General features: G+C 70.8%; 18 protein-coding genes, 1 pseudogene and 1 riboswitch. Of the genes and pseudogenes, 6 read left to right on the top strand and 13 right to left on the bottom strand.

Annotation, left to right across the window (positions count from 1 at the left end; all coding sequences use genetic code 11):
• Window positions 1–78: 78 nt before the first annotated feature.
• Window positions 79–1002: an ornithine cyclodeaminase family protein gene (locus ACLQ28_RS11805; protein ID WP_425686277.1), complete on the bottom strand. Its 924-nt coding sequence runs from the start codon at window positions 1000–1002 to the stop codon at window positions 79–81.
• A gap of 104 nt (window positions 1003–1106) precedes the next feature.
• Window positions 1107–1166: riboswitch (guanidine-III (ykkC-III) riboswitch) on the top strand.
• 60 nt (window positions 1167–1226) lie between these two features.
• Here ACLQ28_RS11805 and sugE point away from each other — a divergent pair.
• Window positions 1227–1541: a quaternary ammonium compound efflux SMR transporter SugE gene (gene sugE, locus ACLQ28_RS11800; protein ID WP_425686276.1), complete on the top strand. Its 315-nt coding sequence runs from the start codon at window positions 1227–1229 to the stop codon at window positions 1539–1541.
• Between the two features lie 125 nt (window positions 1542–1666).
• Here the strand turns inward: sugE and ACLQ28_RS11795 are convergent, their stop codons facing one another.
• A complete protein-coding gene (locus ACLQ28_RS11795) occupies window positions 1667–4021 on the bottom strand; it encodes an FtsK/SpoIIIE domain-containing protein (RefSeq protein ID WP_425686548.1) in 2355 nt (784 codons plus the stop codon).
• Between the two features lie 108 nt (window positions 4022–4129).
• Window positions 4130–5617 (bottom strand): annotated as a pseudogene (locus ACLQ28_RS11790) (DNA translocase FtsK 4TM domain-containing protein); the annotation flags it as partial.
• A 113-nt stretch (window positions 5618–5730) separates the two neighbouring features.
• Between ACLQ28_RS11790 and ACLQ28_RS11785 the strand changes: the two are divergent.
• Window positions 5731–6210 carry a YbjN domain-containing protein gene (locus ACLQ28_RS11785; protein ID WP_425686275.1) on the top strand — a complete coding sequence of 160 codons (480 nt, stop codon included), beginning with the start codon at window positions 5731–5733 and terminating at the stop codon, window positions 6208–6210.
• Window positions 6211–6305: 95 nt separating this feature from the next.
• On the top strand, window positions 6306–7901 hold the full coding sequence (locus ACLQ28_RS11780; RefSeq protein ID WP_425686547.1) for a YbjN domain-containing protein: 1596 nt from the start codon (window positions 6306–6308) through the stop codon (window positions 7899–7901).
• A 115-nt stretch (window positions 7902–8016) separates the two neighbouring features.
• On the opposite strand, the gene ACLQ28_RS11775 is transcribed toward ACLQ28_RS11780, so the two are convergent.
• The 5 genes from ACLQ28_RS11775 to ACLQ28_RS11755 all read right to left on the bottom strand — a co-directional run bounded on the left by ACLQ28_RS11775 (window position 8017) and on the right by ACLQ28_RS11755 (window position 13890).
• On the bottom strand, window positions 8017–9705 hold the full coding sequence (locus ACLQ28_RS11775; protein ID WP_425686274.1) for a ribonuclease J: 1689 nt from the start codon (window positions 9703–9705) through the stop codon (window positions 8017–8019).
• Between the two features lie 52 nt (window positions 9706–9757).
• On the bottom strand, window positions 9758–10684 hold the full coding sequence (gene dapA / locus ACLQ28_RS11770) for a 4-hydroxy-tetrahydrodipicolinate synthase (protein WP_425686273.1): 927 nt from the start codon (window positions 10682–10684) through the stop codon (window positions 9758–9760).
• 47 nt (window positions 10685–10731) lie between these two features.
• On the bottom strand, window positions 10732–11472 hold the full coding sequence (gene thyX / locus ACLQ28_RS11765) for an FAD-dependent thymidylate synthase (RefSeq protein ID WP_425686546.1): 741 nt from the start codon (window positions 11470–11472) through the stop codon (window positions 10732–10734).
• A 602-nt stretch (window positions 11473–12074) separates the two neighbouring features.
• On the bottom strand, window positions 12075–12596 hold the full coding sequence (locus tag ACLQ28_RS11760; protein ID WP_425686545.1) for a DUF2752 domain-containing protein: 522 nt from the start codon (window positions 12594–12596) through the stop codon (window positions 12075–12077).
• Window positions 12597–12660: 64 nt separating this feature from the next.
• Window positions 12661–13890, bottom strand: a complete 1230-nt coding sequence (locus tag ACLQ28_RS11755) for a winged helix-turn-helix domain-containing protein (RefSeq protein WP_425686272.1) — start codon at window positions 13888–13890, stop codon at window positions 12661–12663.
• 79 nt (window positions 13891–13969) lie between these two features.
• On the opposite strand from ACLQ28_RS11755, the gene ACLQ28_RS11750 reads away from it, so the two are divergent.
• A complete protein-coding gene (locus ACLQ28_RS11750) occupies window positions 13970–14521 on the top strand; it encodes a GNAT family N-acetyltransferase (RefSeq protein WP_425686271.1) in 552 nt (183 codons plus the stop codon).
• Here ACLQ28_RS11750 and ACLQ28_RS11745 read toward each other — a convergent pair.
• Entirely contained in the window at window positions 14420–15694 is a 1275-nt protein-coding gene (locus tag ACLQ28_RS11745) for a glycosyltransferase 87 family protein (RefSeq protein ID WP_425686270.1), read from the bottom strand. The genes ACLQ28_RS11750 and ACLQ28_RS11745 overlap by 102 nt on opposite strands.
• Window positions 15695–15729: 35 nt before the next feature.
• Here ACLQ28_RS11745 and ACLQ28_RS11740 point away from each other — a divergent pair, with 35 nt between their 5' ends.
• The gene (locus tag ACLQ28_RS11740; protein WP_425686269.1) at window positions 15730–16323 is read left to right on the top strand and encodes a GNAT family N-acetyltransferase; all 594 of its coding nucleotides are present in this window, start codon (window positions 15730–15732) and stop codon (window positions 16321–16323) included.
• Window positions 16324–16369: 46 nt separating this feature from the next.
• Here ACLQ28_RS11740 and ACLQ28_RS11735 read toward each other — a convergent pair whose 3' ends face one another.
• The 4 genes from ACLQ28_RS11735 to ACLQ28_RS11720 form a co-directional block, all read right to left on the bottom strand.
• Complete coding sequence (locus ACLQ28_RS11735; RefSeq protein WP_425686268.1) at window positions 16370–17257, bottom strand: carbohydrate ABC transporter permease; 888 nt, start codon at window positions 17255–17257, stop codon at window positions 16370–16372.
• A 1-nt stretch (window position 17258) separates the two neighbouring features.
• Window positions 17259–18380 carry a carbohydrate ABC transporter permease gene (locus ACLQ28_RS11730; RefSeq protein WP_425686267.1) on the bottom strand — a complete coding sequence of 374 codons (1122 nt, stop codon included), beginning with the start codon at window positions 18378–18380 and terminating at the stop codon, window positions 17259–17261.
• A gap of 72 nt (window positions 18381–18452) precedes the next feature.
• Window positions 18453–19703, bottom strand: a complete 1251-nt coding sequence (locus tag ACLQ28_RS11725) for a sugar ABC transporter substrate-binding protein (RefSeq protein ID WP_425686266.1) — start codon at window positions 19701–19703, stop codon at window positions 18453–18455.
• A gap of 23 nt (window positions 19704–19726) precedes the next feature.
• Entirely contained in the window at window positions 19727–20716 is a 990-nt protein-coding gene (locus tag ACLQ28_RS11720; RefSeq protein WP_425686265.1) for a LacI family DNA-binding transcriptional regulator, read from the bottom strand.
• Window positions 20717–20862: 146 nt separating this feature from the next.
• Between ACLQ28_RS11720 and ACLQ28_RS11715 the strand changes: the two genes are divergently transcribed.
• Complete coding sequence (locus tag ACLQ28_RS11715; protein ID WP_425686264.1) at window positions 20863–22965, top strand: glycogen debranching N-terminal domain-containing protein; 2103 nt, start codon at window positions 20863–20865, stop codon at window positions 22963–22965.
• Window positions 22966–24069: the final 1104 nt, after the last annotated feature.

Genomic DNA, 24069 nt, shown 5'->3' with positions numbered 1-24069 from the left:
TGCCGCCAGTGCCGCCCGGTCGCCCATGTGGCGGTCCACTGTTCGGTCAGTCCCGTCGGCGACGGTTCCGCGTTCCGATCAACGCACTGCGGCGCCCATGCGGGTCAGCGCGTCGAGCAGGAAGACCTCGGTGCCGGCCAGGCCGGTGGAGCAGAAGACGGAGATCTGGTCCGCGGTGGTCCGGCCGGGGACCGCGCCGGCCAGGATGCCGCCCAGGTCGCGCAACCGTCCGGCGTACGGGGGTGTGGCCGCGAGCATCGGCGGCTGGTAGTCCGCCGCCTGAGCCGTCGAGTCGGTGACCAGCAGGTCCGCAGAGTCCAGCAGGTCGGTGCCGAATTCGCTGCGGTCGCGCTGCTTGAAGCCGACCGCGTTGACGTGCGTGCCGGGGCTGAGGTCGGCGGCGCAGAGCACCGGGGTGGGGCTGGTGGTCGCGAGCACCACGATGTCCCGCCCGGCCACGGCCGAGTCCGGGTCGGGCACCGCGCGGGCCGATACGCCCAACTCGGCGCGGACCCGAGCGGCGAAGACGTCCCGTCGGGCGGCGGAGCGGCTGTGCACCACCACCTCGCGCAACGGGCGGACCGCGGCGGCGGCCCAGACCTGGGTCCAGGCCTGCCGGCCGGAGCCGACCACCCCCAGGGTGGCCGCGTCCGGACGGGCCAGCGCGTCGACCGCCACACCACCCAACCCTCCGGTACGACGGGAACCCAGCTCCTCGCCGACCGCGACCGCTCGGATCGCCCCGGTCCGCGCGTCGTGCAGCACCACCAGCTGCTCACTCTGCGGGTGGCCGAAGGTGTCGTACGAGCGGAAGCCGTACCACTCGCCGACGAGGTGCCCGGCGGTGAGCACCATCCGCCCACCGCTGAGCGGGGCGGCGGCCCGGGGCGGGGCGACCAGGCGTCCCTCGTACGCGGCCAGCAGGGCGGCGCGCATGGCGTCGACCGTGGTGGCTGCGTCCAGCGCGGCGGCGACCTCGGGGTCGGCGTACAGCAGGGTCATGATGGCCATACTGCAAGTTGAAGTTAGCTAGAAGTCAACCGCGGTGGTGTGAGTCACCACATCGCCGTCGGGGCCGGTGCTAGCGTCGGATTCGGTGGCCCCGGAAGCTGGCGGCCGCCCCGGACGAGTGGTGGGCGTACCCGGTCAGGCCAAGACGCCCCGCGACGTGCAGACACGACTCGTCCCGACCCCGGCGGTCCGGGCACTCCCGCGTGAGGTGAACGATGGCCTGGCTCGTACTGGTGATCTCTGGACTGATGGAGACGGCCTGGGCGATCGCCCTGGACCGCAGCGCCGGCTTCAGCCGACTGATCCCGTCAGTGGTGTTCCTGGTGACCCTGACCCTGAGCATGGCTGGGCTGGCGTACGCGCTGCGCGAGATCCCCGTCGGCACCGGCTACGCGGTCTGGGTCGGCATCGGCGCGGTAGGCACCGCAGCGGTCGGAATGGTGGCGCTCGGCGAGTCGGCGAGCCTGCCCCGGATCCTGTGCCTGCTGCTGGTGGTGGCGGGCGTGATCGGCCTGAAGATCTTCCACTGAAGAGCCGCATCACCATGCGTGACCAACGACCACAGTGGGTAGTCATCGATCCACTGACCACGCCGGACAGCCTCGGGCCCGCCGAAGCCGGCGGGCCCGTGCTGCATCCCGGGGTCGGGCGTCGGTCAGTCCGCGTCGCCGCGCAGCCCGACCAGGACCTCCTCCAGCTCGTCCGGCTTGACCAGCACGTCGCGCGCCTTCGACCCCTCGGACGGCCCGACCACCCCACGGGTCTCCATCAGGTCCATCAGTCGGCCCGCCTTCGCGAACCCGACCCGCAGCTTGCGCTGGAGCATCGAGGTCGAGCCGAACTGCGAGGTGACCACCAGCTCCACCGCCTGCATCAACAGGTCGAGGTCGTCGCCGATGTCCTCGTCGACCTTCTTCTTCGTCTCCTGCGCGGGGGCCAGCACGTCCTTGCGGAACTCCGGCTCACGCTGGTCCTTGCAGAACTTCACCACGTCGGCGATTTCCCGCTCGGTGACCCAGGCGCCCTGGATGCGTACCGGCTTCGAGGCCCCCATCGGCAGGAAGAGCCCGTCGCCTCGACCGAGCAGCTTCTCCGCGCCCGGCTGGTCGAGGATGACCCGGGAGTCCGCGAGCGAGGAGGTGGCGAACGCAAGCCGGGACGGCACGTTCGCCTTGATCAGACCGGTCACCACGTCGACCGAGGGGCGCTGGGTGGCCAACACCAGGTGGATGCCGGCGGCCCGGGCCAACTGCGTGATCCGGACGACCGAGTCCTCCACGTCACGGGGCGCGACCATCATCAGGTCGGCCAGCTCGTCCACGATCACCAACAGGTACGGGTACGGGCGCATCTCCCGTTCGCTGCCCGGCGGGGCCTTGATCTCGCCGTTGCGGACCTTGCGGTTGAAGTCGTCGATGTGTCGGACCCCGTTGGCGGCGAGGTCGTCGTAGCGCATGTCCATCTCGCGGACCACCCAGTCCAGCGAGTCGGCCGCCTTCTTGGCGTTCGTCACGATCGGGGTGACCAGGTGTGGGATGCCCTCGTAGCCGGTCATCTCGACCCGCTTCGGGTCGATCAGCAGCAGCCGCACCTCGTCCGGGGTGGCCCGGGTGAGGACGGACACCAACAGGGTGTTGAGGCAGCTGGAGTTGTGGGTGGGGATGCACGCGCGGCTGGCCAGGTACAGATGACTCGGACTGTCGACCTCGATGCAACGGACGGGCACCGAGGGGATATGTCGTACATCCACTATGTACCGCCGGGAGGTCGTGGCACGCCCGCCGGCCACCTGACGACTTGCCTTGCGGGTGAGCCGGAAGACCTTGTCGGCAGGCGTGAAGTGGATTCGGTAAAAGTTGGACGACGCCTCACTCCGGCCTTTTACCCGCTTGGTCGTCATTGTCGCCTGGTAGCCGAGCCCGATGATCAGCTCTAGAGCATCCTTTGCCAGGCGTTCGTTCGTGAGCCCAAGCTCGACTCCACCCTTACGGGAAACTGTTCCGTCCGTATCCAACAGACCAGCCAGCAGAGCCCGCCGTTGCTGCTCCGAGGAGCGCAGATAGCTGGCGGGAATATGTTTAGTGCCGATCTCGCGGAACAGATGCCGCAGCGTCCGGTACTGCTCACGGGGAACAGGGTCTGGCTCGCGACGGCCCGGCCGCACAACCCTGGCCCTGCCTCGAGCCGCCAGGCACACAGCGGAGAGGCCGACCCCGACCTGCCGAGCCGCCCGAACGAGGCTTACACCCTCAGCGAACAGATCCACGGCCTCGGCGATTCGCTCGTCCCGTTCTGGCCTATTAGAAAGCGTGTATTGCATTCGGCTGGAGGAGTGCTTCGTCACGACATACCCGTCCAGCCGAATATTGTCCAGCAGCTCCTCCTCGTCGCAGGTGAAGCCGGCCGAGCCAGTCGTGCCATCACCCAGCCAACAACCCATGGTGTACGGAGCGATTGGTAGATCCTGCTCCGCATAGTCGAGGGGTCCACACACCGCCACAGCGTGATTGGCCCAGGATCCGCCACCCCCGCCTACCCGCAGCGAAGCTGCGATTTCCTCGGTCGTCACTGGTCGGTCGTCGAAGCTACGCCTCCGACCCGACCGGCCCGGATCGGCGACGAGATTGCTCAACGCCTGATAGAGACTGTGACGGGAATAGGCCGGGACGCGGCGGGTTACCTCGCGACCACCCCGCACATAACTGCTGAGGGCAATCCCGGGCTCCTTCGGCAACCCGCATGCGACCTTGTACAGCGCGTTCCGAAACTGCTGGCCGACATCGGAGATGACCTCGTCGGTCGATACCGAGCGATCTGGCTCTGCCAGCACCTCGTCGGTCTTTGCCGCCAGCCGCCGCACATCATCCGCCGACCAGTAGGACCCGTCCCTCCACTTATGGGTTCGCTGCGTCCGGCCAGCCCTCGTCGTCGTCTGCCATTGGTGCTGGGCGTCAGCGACGATCACCGTACCGTCGGAGAACTCCACTTCGTAACAGGGGCGGTCAGACATCACTGGGGTGGCAGCGACGATGGTGCAGCTACGACCGTGCTCGTCGAAGACCTTCCCGCCAACCTGGAGGTCGCCCATGGTGGACCAGCCATCAGGTGTCGGGATTGGTGTGTCCAGGGCCAGCGCCTTCCCAGCTCCAGTGGCCCCGGCGATGAGGATGTGCGGCATCTTGGCAAGGTTGGCCACCACGTAGCCGCCCTCGATGTCCTTGCCGAGCGCCACCACCATCGGATGGTGGTCGCTTGTCGCCGCCCGCGAGCGCAACACGTCGCCGAGTGCGACGTTCTCCGGATCGGTGTTCGGGATCTCCACCCCGACGGCGCTCTTGCCCGGGATCGGGCTGAGGATCCGCACGTCCGGTGACTTCACCGCGTACGCGATGTTGCGGGAAAGCTGGGTGATCCGTTCGACCTTGACGCCGTGCCCCAACTCCACCTCGTACCGGGTGACCGTCGGGCCGCGCGTGAAGCCAGTGACCGCGGCATCCACATCGAACTGGTCGAACACCCCCGTCAGAGCGGCGATCACCTCGTCGTTGGCCTTGCTGCGGGTCTTCGCGGCGGCCCCGGCGCTGAGCATGTTTGCCGGCGGCAGGGTGTAGTCCCCGGCCAACCCGGTCAACGCGAGCTGCTCGGCCCGGGTCGGCGGGGGTGAGTGCTCCGGCGGCTCGGCCGGCGGCCGGCGGCTCGCCGGCACCTTCGCCGGTGACTTGCGCGGCAGCACCATGGTCTCCTGGAGGTCCGCGCCGTCCAGGTCCTCGAAGTCGTCCGGGTTCAGCGGCGGCGGCATCCGCTTCGCCGGCCTCTTGCGGGCCGGCCGCGGGGCCGTCTCGTTCGACTCCTCGTCGGCAGCGGCGTCCGGCGCGGCGACGAGCCCGCCGGCGAGCAGGCCCAGCCGCTCGGGGATCTTGTTGATCGGGGTCGCGGTCACCACGAGCAGACCGAAGAGCAGCAGCAGGATCAGCAGCGGCACCGCCACCCAGGCGGTGACCGCGCGTTCCAGCAACCCGCCGATGCCCGCGCCGACCAGGCCACCGGCGAAGTCCCGCTCCAGCGGGTTGGCCGGAGCCTGACCGATCTGGAGCAGCGCGGCGGTCGACACGAGCAGTGACGTCCAGCCGATCAACCCGCGGCCGCGGTGCTCCGGATCGGCCGGCTGACGCATCAACCGCCACGCCCCGATCATCAGCAGCACCGGGACGACAACGGAGATCGCGCCCAGGAACAGCCGGACCGAGTCGGCCAGTCGCGCGCCCACCGGGCCTGCCCCGGAGAACCAGAGCGCCACCGCGGTGAGCAGGGCAAGGCCGAACAGCAGCAGGCCGGCACCGTCTCGGCGGTGCTCCGGGTCGAGGTCACGAGCGGAGGCGGCCTGCCGACCGGCGGCCCGCACCGCCCAACCCATCCCGTGTGCCACGCCCATCCACAAAGCACCCACCGCGCGGCCCACGTAGACAGCCGGGCCGGGCCGGGCCGGCGTGGTACGACGCCGGGCCGGCGCCCGGGTCTTCTTCGCCGGTTGGCGGGCACGACTGTTAGTGCCACCGCGCGGCGACGCGCCGCGCCGCCGGCTCGCCTGAGAGGTACGGCCCGCCATAGAGTCACGGTAACGGTGGGACCGGGCAGATCCCCGCTTTTCCCGGTCGTGTCCGCGCGTCGCAACACCGGCCCCGCCGCCGGTCGTGATATCCGCCTCAGAAGGGATGCCCCATGGCGTCGCCGGAATTCGAGGGCGATCCGGACGATCCGCTGGCCGGGCACCCTGGTGCACTGCGCCCGCTGACCGGTGAACTGGTCGCCGCGGTGCTCGCCGCCCGCGGGCGGTCCGTCGGCCTGACCGCGAACGGCGAACTGGTGGGCCATTTCGACGACAACCTGATCTGGTTCCTACGCCTCGGCGGGGACGGCGAGCTGCTTCAGGTTCGCACGATGGTCACTCCCACTTTCGGAATCGAGCAGGTGCCCGCCCTGTACGCGTTCTGCAACTCGTGGAACCACGACCGGCTCTGGCCGAAGGCGTTCGTGCACGTCGACGACGACGGTCGGGCCCGGGTCTACGGCGAGGTGGTCACCGACCTGGAACGCGGGGTGACCCCGCACCAGCTCGACCAGCTGCTCGACTGCGGCATCTCCACCGGCTGTCAACTCGCCGTGGCGGTCCAGCAGCTGCCCGGCGCGGTGCCGTCGTGACCGGCCGGGAAGAGTTCACCGGCAGCCGCACCGACCGGGCGGCCCACTCCGACACGCCGCACGTCGCGCCCGTCGGCTGGGTCGGCGCGGAGCGCCTGCCCGCGCTGGAGACCGCGCTCGCCGACGCCCGGGACCTGCCCGATGGGCCAGCCCGGCAGGTGGCCCTGGAACGGCTCGCCGAGCGCGCCGACGCGGCCGGCGACGTCCGGTCCGGGATGGACGCACGGTTCGCGCTGATCGAGGCGTACCTGCTGCACGGGCAGCGGTGGCGCCTGGTCGAGCCGGTCCGGCGCTGCCGGGCCGCCGCCGACCACCGACCCGAGCTGCTGACCGACGCCGAGGCCGGGCTGCTGCTGCGCTACCAGCGGTACGCGGTGGAGGCGCTGATCGGCACCCCGCGGGTCGGTCTGGACCAGACCCGGTCCCTGCTGCACGACCTGGCCCATCGGGTCGGCGTGGGCAGTCCGGACACGCCGACCGTCGCGGAGCTGCACTGCCGGATCGCCGACCACCTGGGTGACGAGCCCACCGCCCGACACTGGTACGAGCGGTGGTCCGGTAAGCGGCCCGGCCCGGCCGGTGGCTGCCCGGGCTGCGCCCCGGCCCGGCGCGCGGAACTGCTCGCCGGCTGGGGCGAGTGGCGAGCCGCGCTCGACGAGCTTCGGGAGTCCGACGGCGACCGGGATGCCTGCACCGACCAGCCCGAACGAGACCTGGTCGCCGGTCTGCTGCCCGCTCTCCGGGCCGGCGAGCCGGAGCGGGCCGCAGCGGCACACGTCCGGGCGTACCGCCGGCACCGGCGCGAGCGCACCGCGTTCGCGCATCTCGCCCCGCACCTGCGGTTCTGCGCGCTCGGCGGGCACCTGGAACGCGGGCTGACCATCCTGGCCGAGCAGCTGCCCCGACTGGACCGGCCGGCCGACGACCTCGCCGCCATGGAGTTCGCCGCGGCCGGGGCGCTGGTCTGCGGGCTGGCCGTGGAGGCCGGGCTGGGCGGGCGGACGATGCCACGCCCGGCGTACGGCGAGCGGCCCGCCACCGAGCTGGACGTGGCGGCACTCGGTGCGCTGCTGCTGGGGTTGGCCAACGAGCTGGCCGGCAGCTTCGACGCCCGCAACGGCACCGGCCACCACTCCGGACGGATGGCTGCCTGGCTCGCCGAGCGCCCGCTCGCGGCACCGGTTGAGCTGCCCGCCGACGACGAAACCGACGGGCCCGACGAGTACGACGGGCCCGACGAGTACGACACCGACCGGTCCGGCGATGAGGTCGGGTTGAGCGAGCGGGAGCTCGTGTCGCTGAGCCTCGACATGATCACCGCGGTACTCGACGGGCGCGGCGAGGGGTACCTGGTGGACGAGGGCGACACGGTGGTCGGTCGATGGGGTGGCGCGGTGATCCAGTTCCGGCGGGCCGGTGAGCGCGGGGAGGTGCTGCACGCCCGCGTCATGGCCACCCGCCGGCTGCCGGCAGCCCGCCGCGCCGAGGCGTACGCCTTCTGCAACGCGTGGAACCACGACCGGCTGCTGCCCAAGGCGTACGCGCACGAACTCGGCGACGAACTGGTGCTGGCCGGCGACGTGGCCACGGACCTGGCGCACGGGGTGGCACCGGCGCAACTCATGGTCCTGGTGGACGCCGCCATCACCACCGGCGTGGCGTACGCCGAGGCGGTCGCCGCGCTGCCGTGACCCGGGTCACCTCAACCCCATGTCACGAACGGAAGGGCCGGAGCGCACCCGTTCATGATCCGGGCCGGCCACCGACATCCACGAGGGATGTCGGCGACCGGCCCGGTCACGCGTGTCAGACCTCGACGACGGTGGGCACGATCATCGGGCGACGACGGTACTTGTCGTTGACCCACCGGCCCACGGTCCGCCGAACGATCTGCTGGAGCTGGTGCGGGTCGGTGATGCCGTCCGCAGCGGCTCGGTTGAGCGCCTCGGTGACCAGCGGGACCACCGGGTTGAACGCCTCCGGGTCCTCGGAGAAGCCCTTCGCGGACAGGGTCGGGCCGGCGACCACCTTGCCGGTGACCGAGTCGACGACCACGGTGGTGGCGATGAAGCCGCCGTCACCGAGGATCCGCCGCTCGGTGAGCAGCGACTCGCTGACGTCACCGACGGCGAGACCGTCCACGTAGACGTACCGGCTCTTCACGTGCCCGACCAGGCTGGCGCGGCCCTCGACCAGGTCGACCACGTCGCCGTCCTCGCAGAGCACCACCCGGTCGGCGGCGACCCCTGACTCGATCCCGAGCCGGGCGTGGGCGCGCAGGTGACGCCACTCGCCGTGCACGGGCATCAGGTTGCTGGGCCGGACCACGTTGAGCAGGTAGAGCAACTCCCCGGCGGGGGCGTGCCCGGAGACGTGCACCTTCGCCACGTCCTTGTGCACGACCACCGCGCCGGCTCGGGCGAGCCGGTTGATCACCCGGTAGACCGAGGTCTCGTTGCCGGGGACCAGCGACGAGGCCAGCACCACGGTGTCGCCGGGGGCGATGGTGATGTGCCGGTGGTCGCCGCTGGCCATCCGGCCCAGCGCGCTCATCGGCTCACCCTGGGACCCGGTGGACATCAGCACGATCTGCTCCGGCGGCAGCGTGGTCGCCTCGTCGATGCTGATGACCAGGCCGGCCGGGATGTTGAGCAGGCCGAGGTCCCGGGCGATGCCCATGTTGCGGACCATCGACCGTCCGATCAGCGCGACCTTGCGGCCGTGCTCCGCGGCGGAGTCGAAGACCTGCTGCACGCGGTGCACGTGCGAGGCGAACGAGGCCACGATGATCCGGCCCTTGGCCTTCGCGAAGATCGAGTCGAGCACCGGCCCGATTTCCCGCTCCGGGGTGACGAAGCCAGGGATCTCCGCGTTGGTGGAGTCGGACAGCAGCAGGTCGACGCCTTCGGCGCCGAGCCGGGCGAAGCCGGCCAGGTCGGTGATCCGGCCGTCCAGCGGGAGCTGGTCCATCTTGAAGTCGCCGGTGTGCAGCACCAGGCCGGCGGGGGTGCGGATGGCCACCGCGAGGGCGTCCGGGATCGAGTGGTTGACCGCGAAGAACTCGCACTCGAACGGGCCGAGCCGCTCACGGCCGCCCTCCCGCACGGTCAGCGTGTACGGCTGGATGCGCCGCTCGGCCAGCTTCGCCTCGACCAGGGCGAGGGTGAACTGTGAGCCGACCAGAGGGATGTCGGGCTTGTGGGCGAGCAGGTAGGGCACCGCGCCGATGTGGTCCTCGTGGCCGTGGGTCAGCACGATCGCCTGGACGTCTGCCAGCCGGTCCAGGATCGGGCCGAAGTCGGGCAGGATCAGGTCCACTCCCGGCTGCTCGACGTCGGGGAAGAGCACCCCGCAGTCGACGATCAGCAACTTGCCGTCGTACTCGAAGACGGTCATGTTGCGACCGATGGCGCCGAGCCCGCCGAGCGGGATGATCCGCAGCCCACCCTCGGGCAGCGGCGGGGGAAGCTCCGCGTCGATGTGCGCCTCGGTCACGCGTCCACCTCATTCTGCGACGCCGTAACTCGGCGCCCATCGTGTCGTTCGATCATTCGGGCAGCTCCATGCCCGCTGCGGCGAAGTCTGCGCGCAGCTGGGCGATCTCGTCGTCGGTGGCGTCCACCAGCGGGGGTCGCACCGGGCCGGCCGGCAGGCCCAGGGATGCCAGGCCCGCCTTCACCAGGATGGTGCCCTGGGTGCGGAAGATGCCGGTGAACAGCGGCAGCAGCCGCCGGTGCAGGGCAAGCGCTGCGGGCATGTTTCCCGCGTCGTACGCCTCGATCATCTGTGCGGTCAGCGCCCCGGTGAAGTGCGTCGAGGTGCCGACCACGCCCACACTGCCAACGGCAAGCGCCGGCAGGGTGAGTGCGTCCTCGCCGCAGTAGAAGGCGAGGGCGGTCCGGCTGGTCACCCAGCTGGTGGCGGTCAGGTCGCCCTTGGCGTCCTTGACCGCGACGATCCGGCCGTGCTCGGCGAGCCGGACCAGCGTCTCGGTGTCGATCGGCACGCCCGAGCGGTGCGGGATGTCGTACAGCATCACCGGCAGGCCGGTGGCGTCGGCCACCGCGGTGAAGTGCCGCAGCAAGCCGCTCTGCGGTGGCTTGTTGTAGTAGGGGGTTACCACCAGCAGACCGTGTGCGCCCGCCTTCTCGGCGGCGGTGGCCAGCTCGATGGTGTGCCGGGTGTCGTTGGTGCCGACCCCGGCGACCACCTTGGCGCGGTCACCGACGGCCTCCACCACGGCCCGGATCAGGTGGTCCTTCTCCGCGTCGGTGGTGGTCGGCGACTCGCCGGTGGTGCCGTTGACCACCAGCGCGTCGTTGCCCTGCTCGTCGACAAGATGGCTCGCCAGCCGGGCGGCACCGTCGAGGTCGAGGGAGCCGTCGGGGGTGAACGGGCTCACCATGGCTGTGAGCAGCCGGCCGAAGGGGCGGGACACCGGTCGTGCGGCGACGTCGAGGTGGTCGTGCTTCATACCCTCCAACCTAGCGGACGACCAGCCGGGGCCCGCCAGGGAAGGGCTCAGGACGCCTCGTGCGGGCTGGCCGCCACCTGGGTGCCATCCGACAGCGTGGAGATCACGAAGTCGGCGAACACGTTGGGTGCGACCCCCTGCAGTTGGCGCAGGCACTCCACCGCCAGCTCACGGATCTCCACATCGGCGTGCTCGGTGGCCCGCATCGCGATGAAGTGCCGCCAGGCCCGGTAGTTGCCGCTGACCACGATCCGGGTCTCGGTGGCGTTGGGCAGCACCGCCCGGGCCGCCTGCCGGGCCTGCTTGCGGCGCAGCGTCGGGTTCGGCTCGTCGGAGAAGCGCTGCTCGAGGCCCTCCAACAACTCGGTGTACGCCCGAACGCTCGCCTCGGCGGCCTCCACGAACTTCTTGTGCAGCTCCGGGTCGTCGGCGATGACCGCCGGCTCGACCATGGCCGCGTCCCGCTCGGGGACGTAGCGCTGGGACAGCTGGGAGTACGAGAAGTGCCGGTGCCGAATCAACTCGTGGGTGAAGGAGCGGGACACCCCGGTGAAGTAGAAGGTCACCGACCCGTGCTCCAGCACCGAGAGGTGCCCGACGTCGAGGATGTGCGCCAGGTAGCTGGCGTTGGTGGCGGTGGCCGGGTTCGGCTTCTTCCACGACTGGTAGCAGGCCCGGCCGGCGAACTCGGCGAGCGCCTGGCCCCCCTCGGCGTCGGTCGACCACGGCACGTCGTCCGGGGCCGCGAACTGGGTCCACGCGATCAACTTGACCTGGGGCTGCACCATCTCCGGCATTCCTGCGACTGTAGTGGTCAGCGGTCCCACGCCCAACTCGGGCTCGCGGTGCCGAAACCGCCCAGCTGCCGCCAAAATCACCGACGTCTCCCGCCTCAGCGGGGGCCAAAAGTGTCCAAGATCTCGACGCCCTCGCCGCCCTCGCCGACGCACCGCCGACCCCTGACCCCTCCCCGGTTGCCTGTAGAGCTGCCCCAGATCTGGGGCAGGCGCTGCGTGGTCCGGCCGAGTCCCCGCCGACAAGCCCGGCCGAGTCCCCGCCGACAAGCCCGGCCGAGTCCCCGCCGACAAGCCCGGCCGAGTCCCCGCCGACAAGCCGGCCCGCCTCGCGCTCCACGTCTCCGCACTGCCCCGCGCTCCACATCCGAGCACCATCCCCGCGGAGTTCTGGCCGCCCGGCGCCGCGGCGTTCTGGCGGACCGGCGCCGCGCGCTCCGCGCCGGTTCGTCGCGGGTGGCAGGTCGACCAAGCCCTCTGCCCCAGATCCGGGGCAGCTCTACAGGAACACCGCGAGGCCCTGCCCCGCCCTGGGCGAACCACGCTGGCTCTGCACCGCCCGATTCCGGCCGTCGAGAGCGCGCGATGCGAGCAGGTCAGACGTAGAGCGAGGTGAACGGCGCCCAGGGCAGGTTGCGCAGCACCGAGAAGGCGAGCCACGCGGCCAGGAAGCCGGTGATGACCTTCGAGCTGATCCGCAGCTCGGGCAGCCGCCAGCCGAACGCCTGGTTGCCCGCCCAGACCACGAAGAGGTACGCGAGGAACGGCAGCGCGAAGACGAACAGGAAGTGGTGCCGGGCAGCGGCCGGCAGGTCGCCGTGCAGCACGTACCAAAGTGCGCGGGTGCCGCCACAGCCTGGGCAGTCCAGCCCGGTGGTCAGCTTGAGCAGACAGGTGGGCTCGGCGTCCGGGTCGGCGTCGGCCGGATCGCTGAGCAGCGCGTAGCCCATGCCGGCGGCGACGCAGCCGACCGCGGCCAGCGGCACCGCCCAGCGCGGCGAACGCTCATAGAGCCGCAGCACGAACCGGGTGAGCCGGTCCGGCTCGGGGGCCGGGTAGCCACCCGGCGGGGTCGTCGGCCAACCAGCCGGGCCCACGCCGCCCGAATCAGCCGGCACCGTGTGGACCGCCCCGGGGGCGGGCTGCGGCTGGTCGACCGGACCGGGGGCGCTCGTCACGCGCTCACGGTACACCGGACACGCTGGCCAACGCGGCGGTGAGCGGACCGGCCAGGTCGCCGGCCAGCGGCGGTGCCACCGCGTCCAGGCCGAGCCAACCGGCGAGCCGGTACAGCTCGCTGGCGAGCGCCACCGCGGTCTCCCCCGGGTCGGCACCGGGCTCGATCCAGGCGGCCGGCACCAGCAGCACCCCGGCCTTGCGGTCGGCCTTCAGGTCGACCCGGGCGGTGAACCGGTCGCCCTGCAGGAAGGGCAACACGTAGTAGCCGTAGATCCGTTGTGGCGCGGGAACGTAGATCTCGATCCGGTAATTGAAGTCGAACAGCCGCTCGGTGCGAGCACGTTCCCAGATCAGCGGGTCGAAAGGACTGACCAGGGTGTTGTGCCGAATCCACCGGGGCAGCCGGGCGGACGCGTGCAGCCACGCCGGCTGGCGCCAGCCTGCCACGGTGACCGGCACCAGCTCACCGGCCTCGGCCAGCTCCGCGACGGCCTGCCGGGCGCCGGCCAGCGGCAGTCGGAAGTAGTCGCGCAGCTCCGGCTCGGCGGCCACTCCGAGCGACCGCGCGGCAAGGGCCACCAGCGTGCGGTACGCCTCGGCGTCGGTCGGGGTGGGCGCGGCCAGCACCGCCGCGGGCAGCACCCGCTCGGGCAGGTCGTAGCGGCGGGCGAAGGAGCTGCTGCGCTCTGCGGCGGCCACCTCCCCGGCCCAGAAGAGGAACTCCAACGCCCGCTTGACCGCCGACCAGTTCCACCCCCAGTTGCCGGTCTCCCGGGGCGCGTCGTGCTCGATCTCGGCAGCGGTCAGCGGCCCTCGGGCGGCCACCTCGTCGCGAACCCAGGCGACCAGGTCCGGCTGCTCCTGGGCGATCCGCCGCATGCCGCCCCAGGATTCGCTGTGCGCCCGGGCCATCCGCCAGCGCAGCATCGGGTGCAACTCGACCGGGATCAGCGACGCCTCGTGACCCCAGTATTCGAACAGCTCACGCGGGCGCCGGTAGGCGGCCCGGTCGAGCAGCGTGGTCGGGTAGGGCCCGAGCCGGCTGAACAGCGGCAGGTAGTGCGCCCGTTGCAGCACGTTGACCGAGTCCATCTGGATCAACCCGACCCGGTCGAGCACCCGCCGCAGGTGCCGGCGCGTGGGCACGCCGGCCGGCGCCGGGTCGGCGAAGCCCTGGGCGGCGAGTGCCACCCGCCGGGCCTGGGCGAGCGAGAGCGATTCCGGTGCGGTCATCGTCGGCGACATTAATTCATCGGTACGACGTCGGTGCGGGAAGCTGGACGCGACGACCAACGGGGCATAGAACGGTGCAATGCTGACCATCCGTCGTGAGGAGCCGGACGACGCCGAGGCTGTCGCCCGGGTGCACGTGCACGGCTGGCAGGCGGGCTACGCCGGTTTCATGCCGGACGAGGTGCTCGGCCGACTGAACGTGCTGGCCTGGGCGCAACGCCGCCGCGATGTCGGCACCGCCGATCCGGAGCATCCGTTCACCACCCTGCTCGGCGAGGTGGACGGGCTGGTCGTCGGCTTCACCACCTTTGGGCCGTACCGCCGCAACCAGGACCGGGACGACCTGGACCCGACGATCGGCGAGGTGGTGGCGCTCTACGTGGAGCCTTCGTGCTGGGGTGACGGGACCGCCGCCGCGCTCCTGGCCGCCGCCCGGGCCGGCCTCAGCGAGCACGGCTGGACCGGCTACCGGGCGTGGGTGCTGGCGGACAACCGGCGGGCTCGCCGGTTCTGCGAGCGGGCCGGGCTGTCACCGGACGGTGAGCAGTCGACCTATCAGGTGCCGCTCGCCGGCGGGCGTGGGCCGGTCGGGCTGGTCGAGCTGCGGTACGCCGGACGCCTCGACCACTGACCCGTGCGCGGTCAGCCAGCGGCGGATCGGCAGGAAGGCAAGCAGCGCCAGGCTGATCCACACGTAGGCGTTGCTGCCCAGGAAGCCGTCGACGCCGGTGAAGTCCTTCTCCCAGAACCAGACGGTCCGGCTGATCAGCAGCACGTACCCGATGGTCGCGGCGATCAGCAGGACCCGCCGTCGGCGGCCGGCCGGCGCGGCCATCGCGTTGTCGACCAGCAGGATCAGCGCGGGCAGCAACCAGACCAGGTGATGCACCCAGGTGACCGGGCTGACCAGGCACATCACCGCGCCGCTCAGTGCCAGCCCGGTCGCCTCGTCGCCCGCCGCGACGGCGGCCCGGGATCGCCAGGCCCACAGCGCCAGGGTGCCGAGCACCAGCAGCAGCCAGAGCAGGGTGCTCGGGTGCTGCGGGTCGAGCCGGGCGACCACCCCGCGCAGCGACTGGTTGGAGACGAAGGCGAGCTCACCCACCCGGTCGGTGTTCCACAAGGCCTCGGTCCAGAATTCCCGGGACGCGTCCGGGAAGAGCGCGCCAGCCAGCAACGACACTCCGGCGGCCGTGCCGCTGGCGGTGAGAGCGGCCCGCCATCGCCCGGTCACCAACAGGTAGACGATGAAGACGCCCGGGGTCAGTTTGATCGCGGTAGCGAGCCCGATGCCCACCCCGGCCCACCGGTTGCCGGACGGCAGCAGCCGCAGCAGATCCACTGCCACCAGGAAGAGCAGCAACGTGTTGACCTGGCCGAAGTTGACCGTCTCGCGCATCGGCTCGAATGCGGCGGCCAGGCAGAGCGCCACGGCGAGGGCGAACCACCTGGTCCAGCCGGCGCGACGGGCGATCGGGTCGACCAGCCACCAGATCAGCACCGTCGTGGTGGCCACGCTGGCGAGCACGCTCACCACGATCGCGGCGGACCACGGCAGGTACGCCATCGGCAGCATGACCAGCGCGGCGAACGGCGGATAGGTGAAGCCGTACTGGGTGCCCGGCTTGAGGTAGTCGTAGATCTCCCCGCCGTCGTGGACCCACCAGGTCAACGCGCCGTAGTAGACCTTGAGGTCGAAGAAGCCGTGCCGTACGGCGGCGACGGCGAGGAACCCGGCGACCGCCGCGGCGAGCACCACCACCCCGACGACCTGCACGGTCGTCCTGTTGGCACCCTGCGCCACCGTCGCCTCCCTCGCCCTGCGTAGGCTTCCGTCCCATGGCTCTCGGGTACGTCCGCCCGGCGCGTCCCGAGGACGCCGGCGAGATCGCACGCATCCAGCTCGCAACCTGGCGGGTTGCGTACCGCCGGATCCTGCCTCGGCACGTGCTTGACAACCTGGACGAGGCGTTCCTCGCCCGGCGGTGGAGCGCCGCGGTGCTGGAGCCGCCCTCGGGCGCGCACCGGGTGCTGGTCGCCGTCGAACAGGCCGAGCAATCGTATCTGGTGGGGTTCGCCGCCTCCGGGCCGGCCGACAGCGAGGCGCTGGCCCCGGGTGAGCCGGCCGACGCGCTCGGCCCGGATGTGGCCGCGGTGACCGACCTGCTGGTGGAGCCGCGCTGGGGTCGGCGTGGGCACGGCAGTCGACTGCTCGCCGCCACCGTCGACCTGTGGCGGGAAGACGGCCTGAGTCGCGCGGTGGCCTGGGCGTTCGACGGTGACGAGGCAACTCGCAAGTTCCTCACCAGCACCGGCTGGGAGCCCGACGGCGCGGCTCGCGCCCTGGACGTCGAAGACATGCTGGTGCCGCAGGTGCGCCTGCACGTGGGCGTGCCGACGGAGAAGGTGGCCGAGGACGCTCCAGCCAGCTGATCGGTGCGTGGCGGCCCCGGCTCGGGGCCGCCACACACCGGGCGGGTCAGCCCTTGTCGGAGCCGTCGTTGGCGTCGCGGACGAAGTACCGCTGGAACACCACGAAGATGATCGCCACGGGGATGGTGGCCAACAGCGCGGCGCCGAGCTTGAGCGGGTACTGGGTGCCGCTGCCGAGTGAACCACTGACCAGGTCGGCCAGCCCGCGCGGCAGGGTGAACAGGTCCGGGTTCTGCACCGACACCAGGCTGTGCGGGAACTCGTTCCAGGACCCCTGGAACGACAGGATGGTCAGAGTGATCAGCGCCGGTTTCGCCATCGGCAGCACCACCGACCAGAAGGTGCGGAAGATGCTCGCCCCGTCGATGCGGGCTGCCTCCTCCACACTCACCGGGATCGACTCGAAGAACTGCTTCATGATGAACACGCCCGCCGCGTCGGCCAGCAACGGCACCACCAGGCCGGCGTAGCTGTTGTAGATGCCGAGCTGGTTGAGCACCAGGAACTTCGGAATCAGCAGCACCACCCCCGGCACCGCCAGCACCGCGATGACCGCGGCGAACAGCCCGTCGCGCCCCCGGAACCGCAGCCGGGCCAGCGCGTAACCGGCGAGCGAGTCGAAGAACACCCGACCGATGGTCACCAGCACCGTGACCAGCAGCGAGTTGCCCAACCAGAGCGGGAAGTTGGTGCCGGCGAAGATCCGCTCGAAGCTGGCCAGCGTGAACGGGTCCGGGAACGGCGTCAGCGGGTTCGCCGCCGCGTCGGCCTCGGTCTTGAGCGAGTTGCCGATCTGGATGACGAACGGGTAGAGGAACACCAACCCGAAGAAGACAAGCGTGGCGTACCCCAGAAAGCGGGTGGCCAGGGTGCGGGCCGCGCGCTCGTCGCGCCGGGCGGGCGCCGCCGCCGGGCGGTCGGTCAGCACGGCCATCTCAGGACCTCCCCGGTACGCGCCGACGCCACCAGCCGCGGCGCGGCCGATCGGTGTCTCGCTCGGCCAGCACCCGGCGCTGGATCAGCGTGAGCACGATGATGATCAGGAACAGGACGAACGAGATCGCCGCGCCGGAGCCGTAGTCGAACTCCCGGAAAGCGGTCCGGTACGACAGGTAGGCCGGGGTGAGCGTGGTCTTGGCCGGGTCGCCCTGGCTCATCACGTACACCTGGTCGAAGACCTGCCAGGAGCCGATCGTGCCGAGGGTGAGCACCAGGAACATGGTCGGCCTGAGCAGTGGCAGGGTGACGTGCCGCAACCGCTGCCACCGGGACGCGCCGTCGAGGGTGCTCGCCTCGTCCAGGGTGACCGGCACGTTCTGCAGGCCGGCCAGGAACATCAGCATGAAGGTGCCGGAGGTGGTCCAGACGACCAGCGTGATGATCGAAATCATCGCCACGCTCGGGCCGGCCAGCCATTCCCACCAGCTCAGGCCGAGCGGGCCGCCGTCGGCCAACGCCGCCGGGGGCGAGTCGACGCCGAACACGCCGAACAGCAGGTGCAACACGCCACGGGAATCGGCGAACCACTCCGGGCCGTCGATCCCGAGGACGCCGAGCAGCGCGTTCACCGCGCCGGAGTTGGCGAAGAGGAACAGGAACACCACGCTGATGGCGACCGAGCTGGTGACGGAGGGAAAGTAGAAGGCGCTGCGGAAGAAGCTCTTGCCCTTGAGCATCCGGTTGTTGACGACCAGTGCCAGGCCGAGCGCGAGCAGGGTCTGCGCCGGCACCACGATCGCCACGTAGTAGATGTTGTTGCGGATGCTGGTCATGAAGTCGCGGCGGGCCAGCCCGTCCTCGGTGAACAACTGGGTGTAGTTGTGTGCGCCGACGAACGGGACGTCGCCGGTGAAGGGGCTGCCCTGCCCGTTCCAGTCGGTCAGGCTGACCCAGAGCGCCATCAGGATCGGCAGCAGCAGGAACAGCCCCAGAATGACGATCACCGGCGCGACGAAGAGCCACCCGGCGAGATTTTCGTTACTCCGGATGCGGCCCCGGCGTCGGCGCGGGCCCGACCCGGGCGCGGTCACCGCGGCGGTCAGTGTCTCGGTTGCCAATTCCCCTCCCTCCCTCTTTCGGACCGACGGGTGAGGCAGGGACCCCGTGCATGCCGGGGCCCCTGCCTCACATCAGCTGCCGCCGAGCGCCGCCTTGGCGTTCTTGTCGAAGTTCTGCAGCACGGTCTTCGGGTCGCCGTTGGTCAGGCCCTGCAGGCCGGTGTCGAAGTCCTTGAGGACGCTGTCCATCTTCGGGGCGTTCACCGGGCCCTGGGCGTACGCGACACCGTCGACGAACACCTTGTCCGCCGGGAATGCGGCGGTGTACTGCTCACGCACCGACTGGCGGGACGGCATGACACCGAACCCCTTGGCGAAGGTCATCTGCTGCTCGCCGCTGGTCATCGCCTCGACGAATTTGATCGCCTGGTCCTTGTACCTGCTCTTCGCGGCGATGCCCCAGCACTGGGTGAAGGAGAGCGTGCCCTGTCCCTTGGGGCCGGCCGGCAGCGCCACGACCTTGTACTTCACGTTCGGGAAGTCGTTCTGCAGGGCGCCCTTGATCCAGTTGCCCTCGATGGTCATCACGACCTTGCCCTTGCCGAACGCCTCACCGGACCAGCCGGCGTCGAGCTGCTTCGGGTACTTCGCCAGGCCGGTGGTGAGCATGGTCTTGACGTACTGGAGGGCGGCCAGGTTCTCCGCGGTGTCTGCGGTCGGCTGCTTTCCGTCCTTGCTCAACAGCCAGCCGCCGTTCTGCACCATGAAGGCGCCGATGCGGTCCCGGGTGTCGCCGAGGGCCAGCGGGACCTGCCCCTTGGCCTTGATCTTCTGGGCGGTCGCGGTGAGCTGGTCCCAGGTGGTCGGCACGTCGGCGTCGGTCAGCCCGGCCTTGGCCCACAGGTCGGTGTTGATCTGCAGGGCCAGGGTGGAGAAGTCCTTGGGCGCGCAGTAGAGCTTGCCGTCGTACGTGAAGGCGCTGCGCAGGCTCTCGTAGAAATCGCCCGAGTTGCTGACCTTGTCGCCGTACGGCTCCAGGGCGCCGACGCTGGCGTAGTCGGCGAACTGGGCCGCGTCCACGTAGAAGACGTCCGGCGGGGTGCCACCGGCGAGGGCCTGACCAAGCTGCTGAGTGAGGTCCTGTGCCGGGGTGACCGTGGCGGTGTTGCCGGAGCCGCTCGCCCACTTCGCGGCGGCGTCCTGCACGGCCTTGGTCTCGGCCTCGCCGGAGGAGCCGATCAGGATCTGCAGGCTGGCCGGGCCGCTGGACTGGGCGGCGTCGCCGGACGAGTCGTCGAAGCCGCTGCCGCAGGCCGCGGTACCGAGGAGGGCGACGGCGGCGAGGCCGGCCACCGCTGCCCGGGTGATTGTTCGAGGTGCCATGTTCTCTCCTGGTGGGGGTGGGACTACGCGGTGTGCCGCAGTGCCAGCGAGGGCTGGAGCAGCACGCGGGTGGGGGTCTGGTGGTTGCCGTCGAGGACCCCGGTGAGCAGGTCGACGCAGCGGGCGGCGGCTTCGCCGAGCGGTTGGCTGACGCTGTCCAGCCCGACCGCAGCGGCCACCGGCGTGTCGTCGAAGCCGATCACCGACACGGGCGGGTCGGTATCGCGGATCGCCTGGAGGGCGCCGAGGGCGAGCGAGTCGCTGGCGCAGACCACGGCGGTCGGCGCCACGGCGACGAGCAGGTCGCGCATCAACTGTTCACCCTGGGCGATGCCGTCCTCGGTCTCCCGGTGCAGCCCGGTCGGGTCGACACCGGCCCCGTGCAGCGCGTCGCGCCAGCCGGCGCGCCGGTCGTCCCCGACGCCCGAACCAGCTGGCCAGCCGATGAACGCGATCCGTCGGTGCCCAGCGGCCAGCAGGTGCCGGGTGGCCCCGGCGGTGCCGGCGGCACCATCCACGTCCACCCAGGGGTGCGCGTCGAGCGCGTCCCAGGGACGCCCGAAGGTCACGAACGGCACGTCCCGCTCGGCAAGCCAGGCGGTACGCGGGTCGCCGTACTTAGTGCCGACGAGTACGAACGCATCCAGCTCGTACGTGCCGAGCAGGTCGTCGTACGTGGAGATTTCGCGCTCGTCGTCGGTGGCGGTGTAGAGCAGCACCCGGTAACCGGCGGCGTCGGCGGTCTCGGTGAGGCCGTGCAGGAAACGGTCGAGTACGGAGCCGTTGATTCCGTCGCGCGTTGGTTCGATCCGGGCGGCGATGAGTCGGGACCGGCCGGTGCGCATCTGCCGGGCAGCCTGGTTGGCCCGGTAGCCGAGTGCGTTGATCGCGTCCTCGACCCGCAGTCGGGTCTCCTCCCGCACAATGTGCGGCGCGTTCAGCACGTTGGACACCGTCTGCCGGCTGACTCGGGCGTGCCGGGCCACCGTCGCGATGGTCACCTTTTCGGCCACTTAATACCTCTCGCCATCTTGAACGATCCAATTCGGATAGTGCACGATTAGATCGTTCAAGTTTCTGGAATGTTTCGCACTTTGCACCGCCGAGGGCACGTTGTCAAGACGTCCGCCCCGCACCCCGATGATCTGGAGCCACAACCGTGATCGAACGCCAGCTGCAACCCCTCCTGCACGAGTTGGTGGGGGTGGTCTTCGCCCCGACCAGCGCGCTAGGGGACGCGACCGGGCAGATCCGTCCGACCGGCGTCCAGGGCGTCTTCCACGCCGACGCCCGCGTGCTCTCCCGGGCCGAGCTGCGGGTCGACGACCGGGAGTTGGAAAATCTGACCCGCGGTGACGACGGCCCGCACGGCGCCCACTTCGTGAGCCTGGCGCGCTGGCTCGGCGACCCCGCGCCCGACCCCACCGTCCGCGTCGACCGGCTCCGCCGGGCCACCCGCAACGGCCTCACCGAAGAACTGCGGATCGTCTCCACCGCCACGGTCGGCGTACGGGCCACCGTCACCGTCGACCTCGGCTGCGACCTGGCACCCATCGAGGTCGTCAAGTCCGGTGGCGCCGCCGCCGCGCTGGAGGCCAAGACCGGCCAACCGGGTGTGCTCACCTGGTCGGCAGAGGGGATCACCGTCACCGTCACCGCATCGGGTGCCGACGTGCTCGCCACCGATGACCGGATCACCGCACCCCGGCTGGCCTGGCCAGTCGAGCTGCCCCCCGGCGGCGAGACGGTGCTGCGCTGGCAGCTGACCGTCGAGGACCCACGCGCCGTCGTCGTCGGCCCAACCGGCGACCCGGAGTGGTCACGACCCCAGGTGACCGCAGACGACCGGCGCCTGGTCCGACTGCTCAACCGCAGCCTCGACGACCTGCGCGGCCTGCGGCTGGCCGAGACCGGCGCACCGGAGGACGTGTTCCTCGGCGCCGGAGTGCCCTGGTTCCTCACCCTGTTCGGTCGGGACAGCCTCTGGGCCGCCCGGATGATGCTGCCGCTCGGCACCGACCTGGCCGCCGGCACCCTGCGGGTGCTCGCCCGACGCCAAGGCACCCGAATCGACCCCACCACCGGCGAAGCCCCCGGCAAGATCCTGCACGAGCTGCGCCGCCACGAGCTCGCGCTGCCCGACCACGGGCTACGGCTACCGCCGACCTACTACGGCACCGTCGACGCCACCATGCTCTGGGTCAACCTGCTGCACGACGCGTGGCGCTGGGGCCTGCCCGCCGAGCAGATCGAACCGCTACTGCCGTACCTGGAGGCGGCGCTGCGCTGGCTCGGCGAGCACGCCGACCCGGATGGCGACGGCCTGGTCGAGTACATCGACACCGCCGGCCACGGCTTGTCCAACCAAGGCTGGAAGGACTCCGGCGACGCCGTCCGATTCCACGACGGCACCCTGGCCACCGCGCCGATCGTGCTGGCCGAGGTGCAGGGGTACGCGCACGAGGCAGCGGTGAGCGGCGCCGCCCTGCTCGACGCCTTCGGCCGACCAGGTGCCGACCGCTGGCGCGAGCACGCCGCCGCGCTGGCCCGCCGGTTCCGGGAAACCTTCTGGGTCGACGGCCGGTACGGTCCGCAGCCCGCACTTGCCCTCGACCGGGACAAACGGCCCGTCGACTCGCTGACCAGCAACATCGGCCACCTGCTCGGCACCGGCCTACTCAGCCGCGACGAGGAGGCCCAGGTCGCCAAGCTGCTCACCACCGACACCCTCGCCGGCGGATTCGGGCTGCGGACCATGTCCACCGACGACGCTGGCTTCAGCCCGCTGTCGTACCACTGCGGTTCAATCTGGACGCACGACACCGCGATCGTGCTCGCCGGGCTGGCCCGCGCCGGGCACCGGGATGCGGCGCTCGGCCTCGCCGAAGGGCTGCTCACCGCAGCCGAGGCCTTCGACTACCGGCTGCCCGAACTCTACGGCGGCGACGACCGGACACTTGTGAACCGCCCGGTGCCGTACCCGGCTGCGTGCCGGCCCCAGGCGTGGGCTGCGGCGGGCGCGGTGCTCCTGCTCCAGGCCGCCACCGGGCTCTACCCGGACGTGCCGGGCGGGACGGTCCGGCTGGCCCCGCTTGCCGGAGCCGAACTAGGCGCAGTCAGCGCCCACGGTCTCCGCGTAGCCAACACCCCGGTCCACGTCGCAGTCGACCGCACCGGCCAAGCCACCGCAACCGGCCTCCCCAGCCCCCTGACCCCAACCCTCCCCACCCAACGCCGCCAGCCAACCCCCCAACCCCACTAGCCCCCACCCCACCCAAGAACCCAACCCCGATCCCAGCCCCCGTCCCCGTCCCCGTTTCCATCCCCAGCCCCAGCCCCAGCCCCAGCCCCGATCGATCATGGAGTTGTGGTGGTCATTACCTCCACACGCGCCCTTTTTGCGGGGCACCGCAACTCCATGATCGACCCGGCGCGGGGCGAACCCGACCCGGGGCGAACCCGACGCAAGGCGAAGCGACCCAGCGCGGGGCGAAGCAACCCGGCGAACCCGACCCGGGGCGAACCCGACGCAAGGCGAAGCGACCCAGCGCGGGGCGAAGCGACCCAGCGCGGGGGCTCGCCCCGCACGCGCCCCGCACTGATCAGCTGGTCGTGATCGACTCCATGTCGGCGACATGGCGGTATCCCAGCGGCCGGACAGCGCAATATCGGCGATATGGAGTGGATCATGCGCCGGCTGCGGCTGGCCGGGCTGGCCGGGCTGGCGATCTTGCAGTTTCGGTTGTCGCAATGCGTTAAATGTCCTCTTATGTCTCGACAGCAAGTGCAAGATCGCGCAGAAGAGGGTGGGCTGGGCGCCCGGGGGGTGTCCCTATGGGTTTCGTCAAGGGGTTCACCACTGTGCGTCTAGCTCGGCGAGGCGTCGGCGGAGTTGGCGGGCGTCGTGCCGAGGCAGGGCATGGGTGACGACGTGCAGGATGCGGCGGAGTTCTAGCGGGTCAGGACAGCACGCGAGGACGCCGCAGCCGTATGCGGGGTCGAAGAGTCGGTGGGCTGGGTCGTGGAGGAACCGGTCCCAGGCGGTCAAGGCCTCGTGTGCGGCTCCTGGCCAAAGTCGCGTGCGTTCGAGCTGGGCGATGCTGGCTCTGCCGCGTGCTGTTAGGCCGGGCAAGGTAGAGACGGCGGCATGATCGAGTCGGGGGTGTGCTGCGGCGCGCACTCTCGCTGGTGACCTACGCGCCATGACCCTTTCTGATGATCGTCATGGCTGACATGGTGACACACCAGCGCGTCGGTCGTGTGTTGCGTGGTTTCGTCATGCTGCGGCTGGTCGTGGTTGGTAGGGGATCTTGTCGCGGAGCATGGCGTATAGGACGTCGCAGCGGCGGCGGGCGAGGCAGATGAG

It is taken from the genome of Micromonospora sp. DT201 (assembly GCF_049841575.1).
GTDB lineage: Bacteria > Actinomycetota > Actinomycetes > Mycobacteriales > Micromonosporaceae > Micromonospora.
Note: the sequence above shows the minus strand (reverse complement) of the source record. Positions and strands in the feature narration are given on the sequence as shown.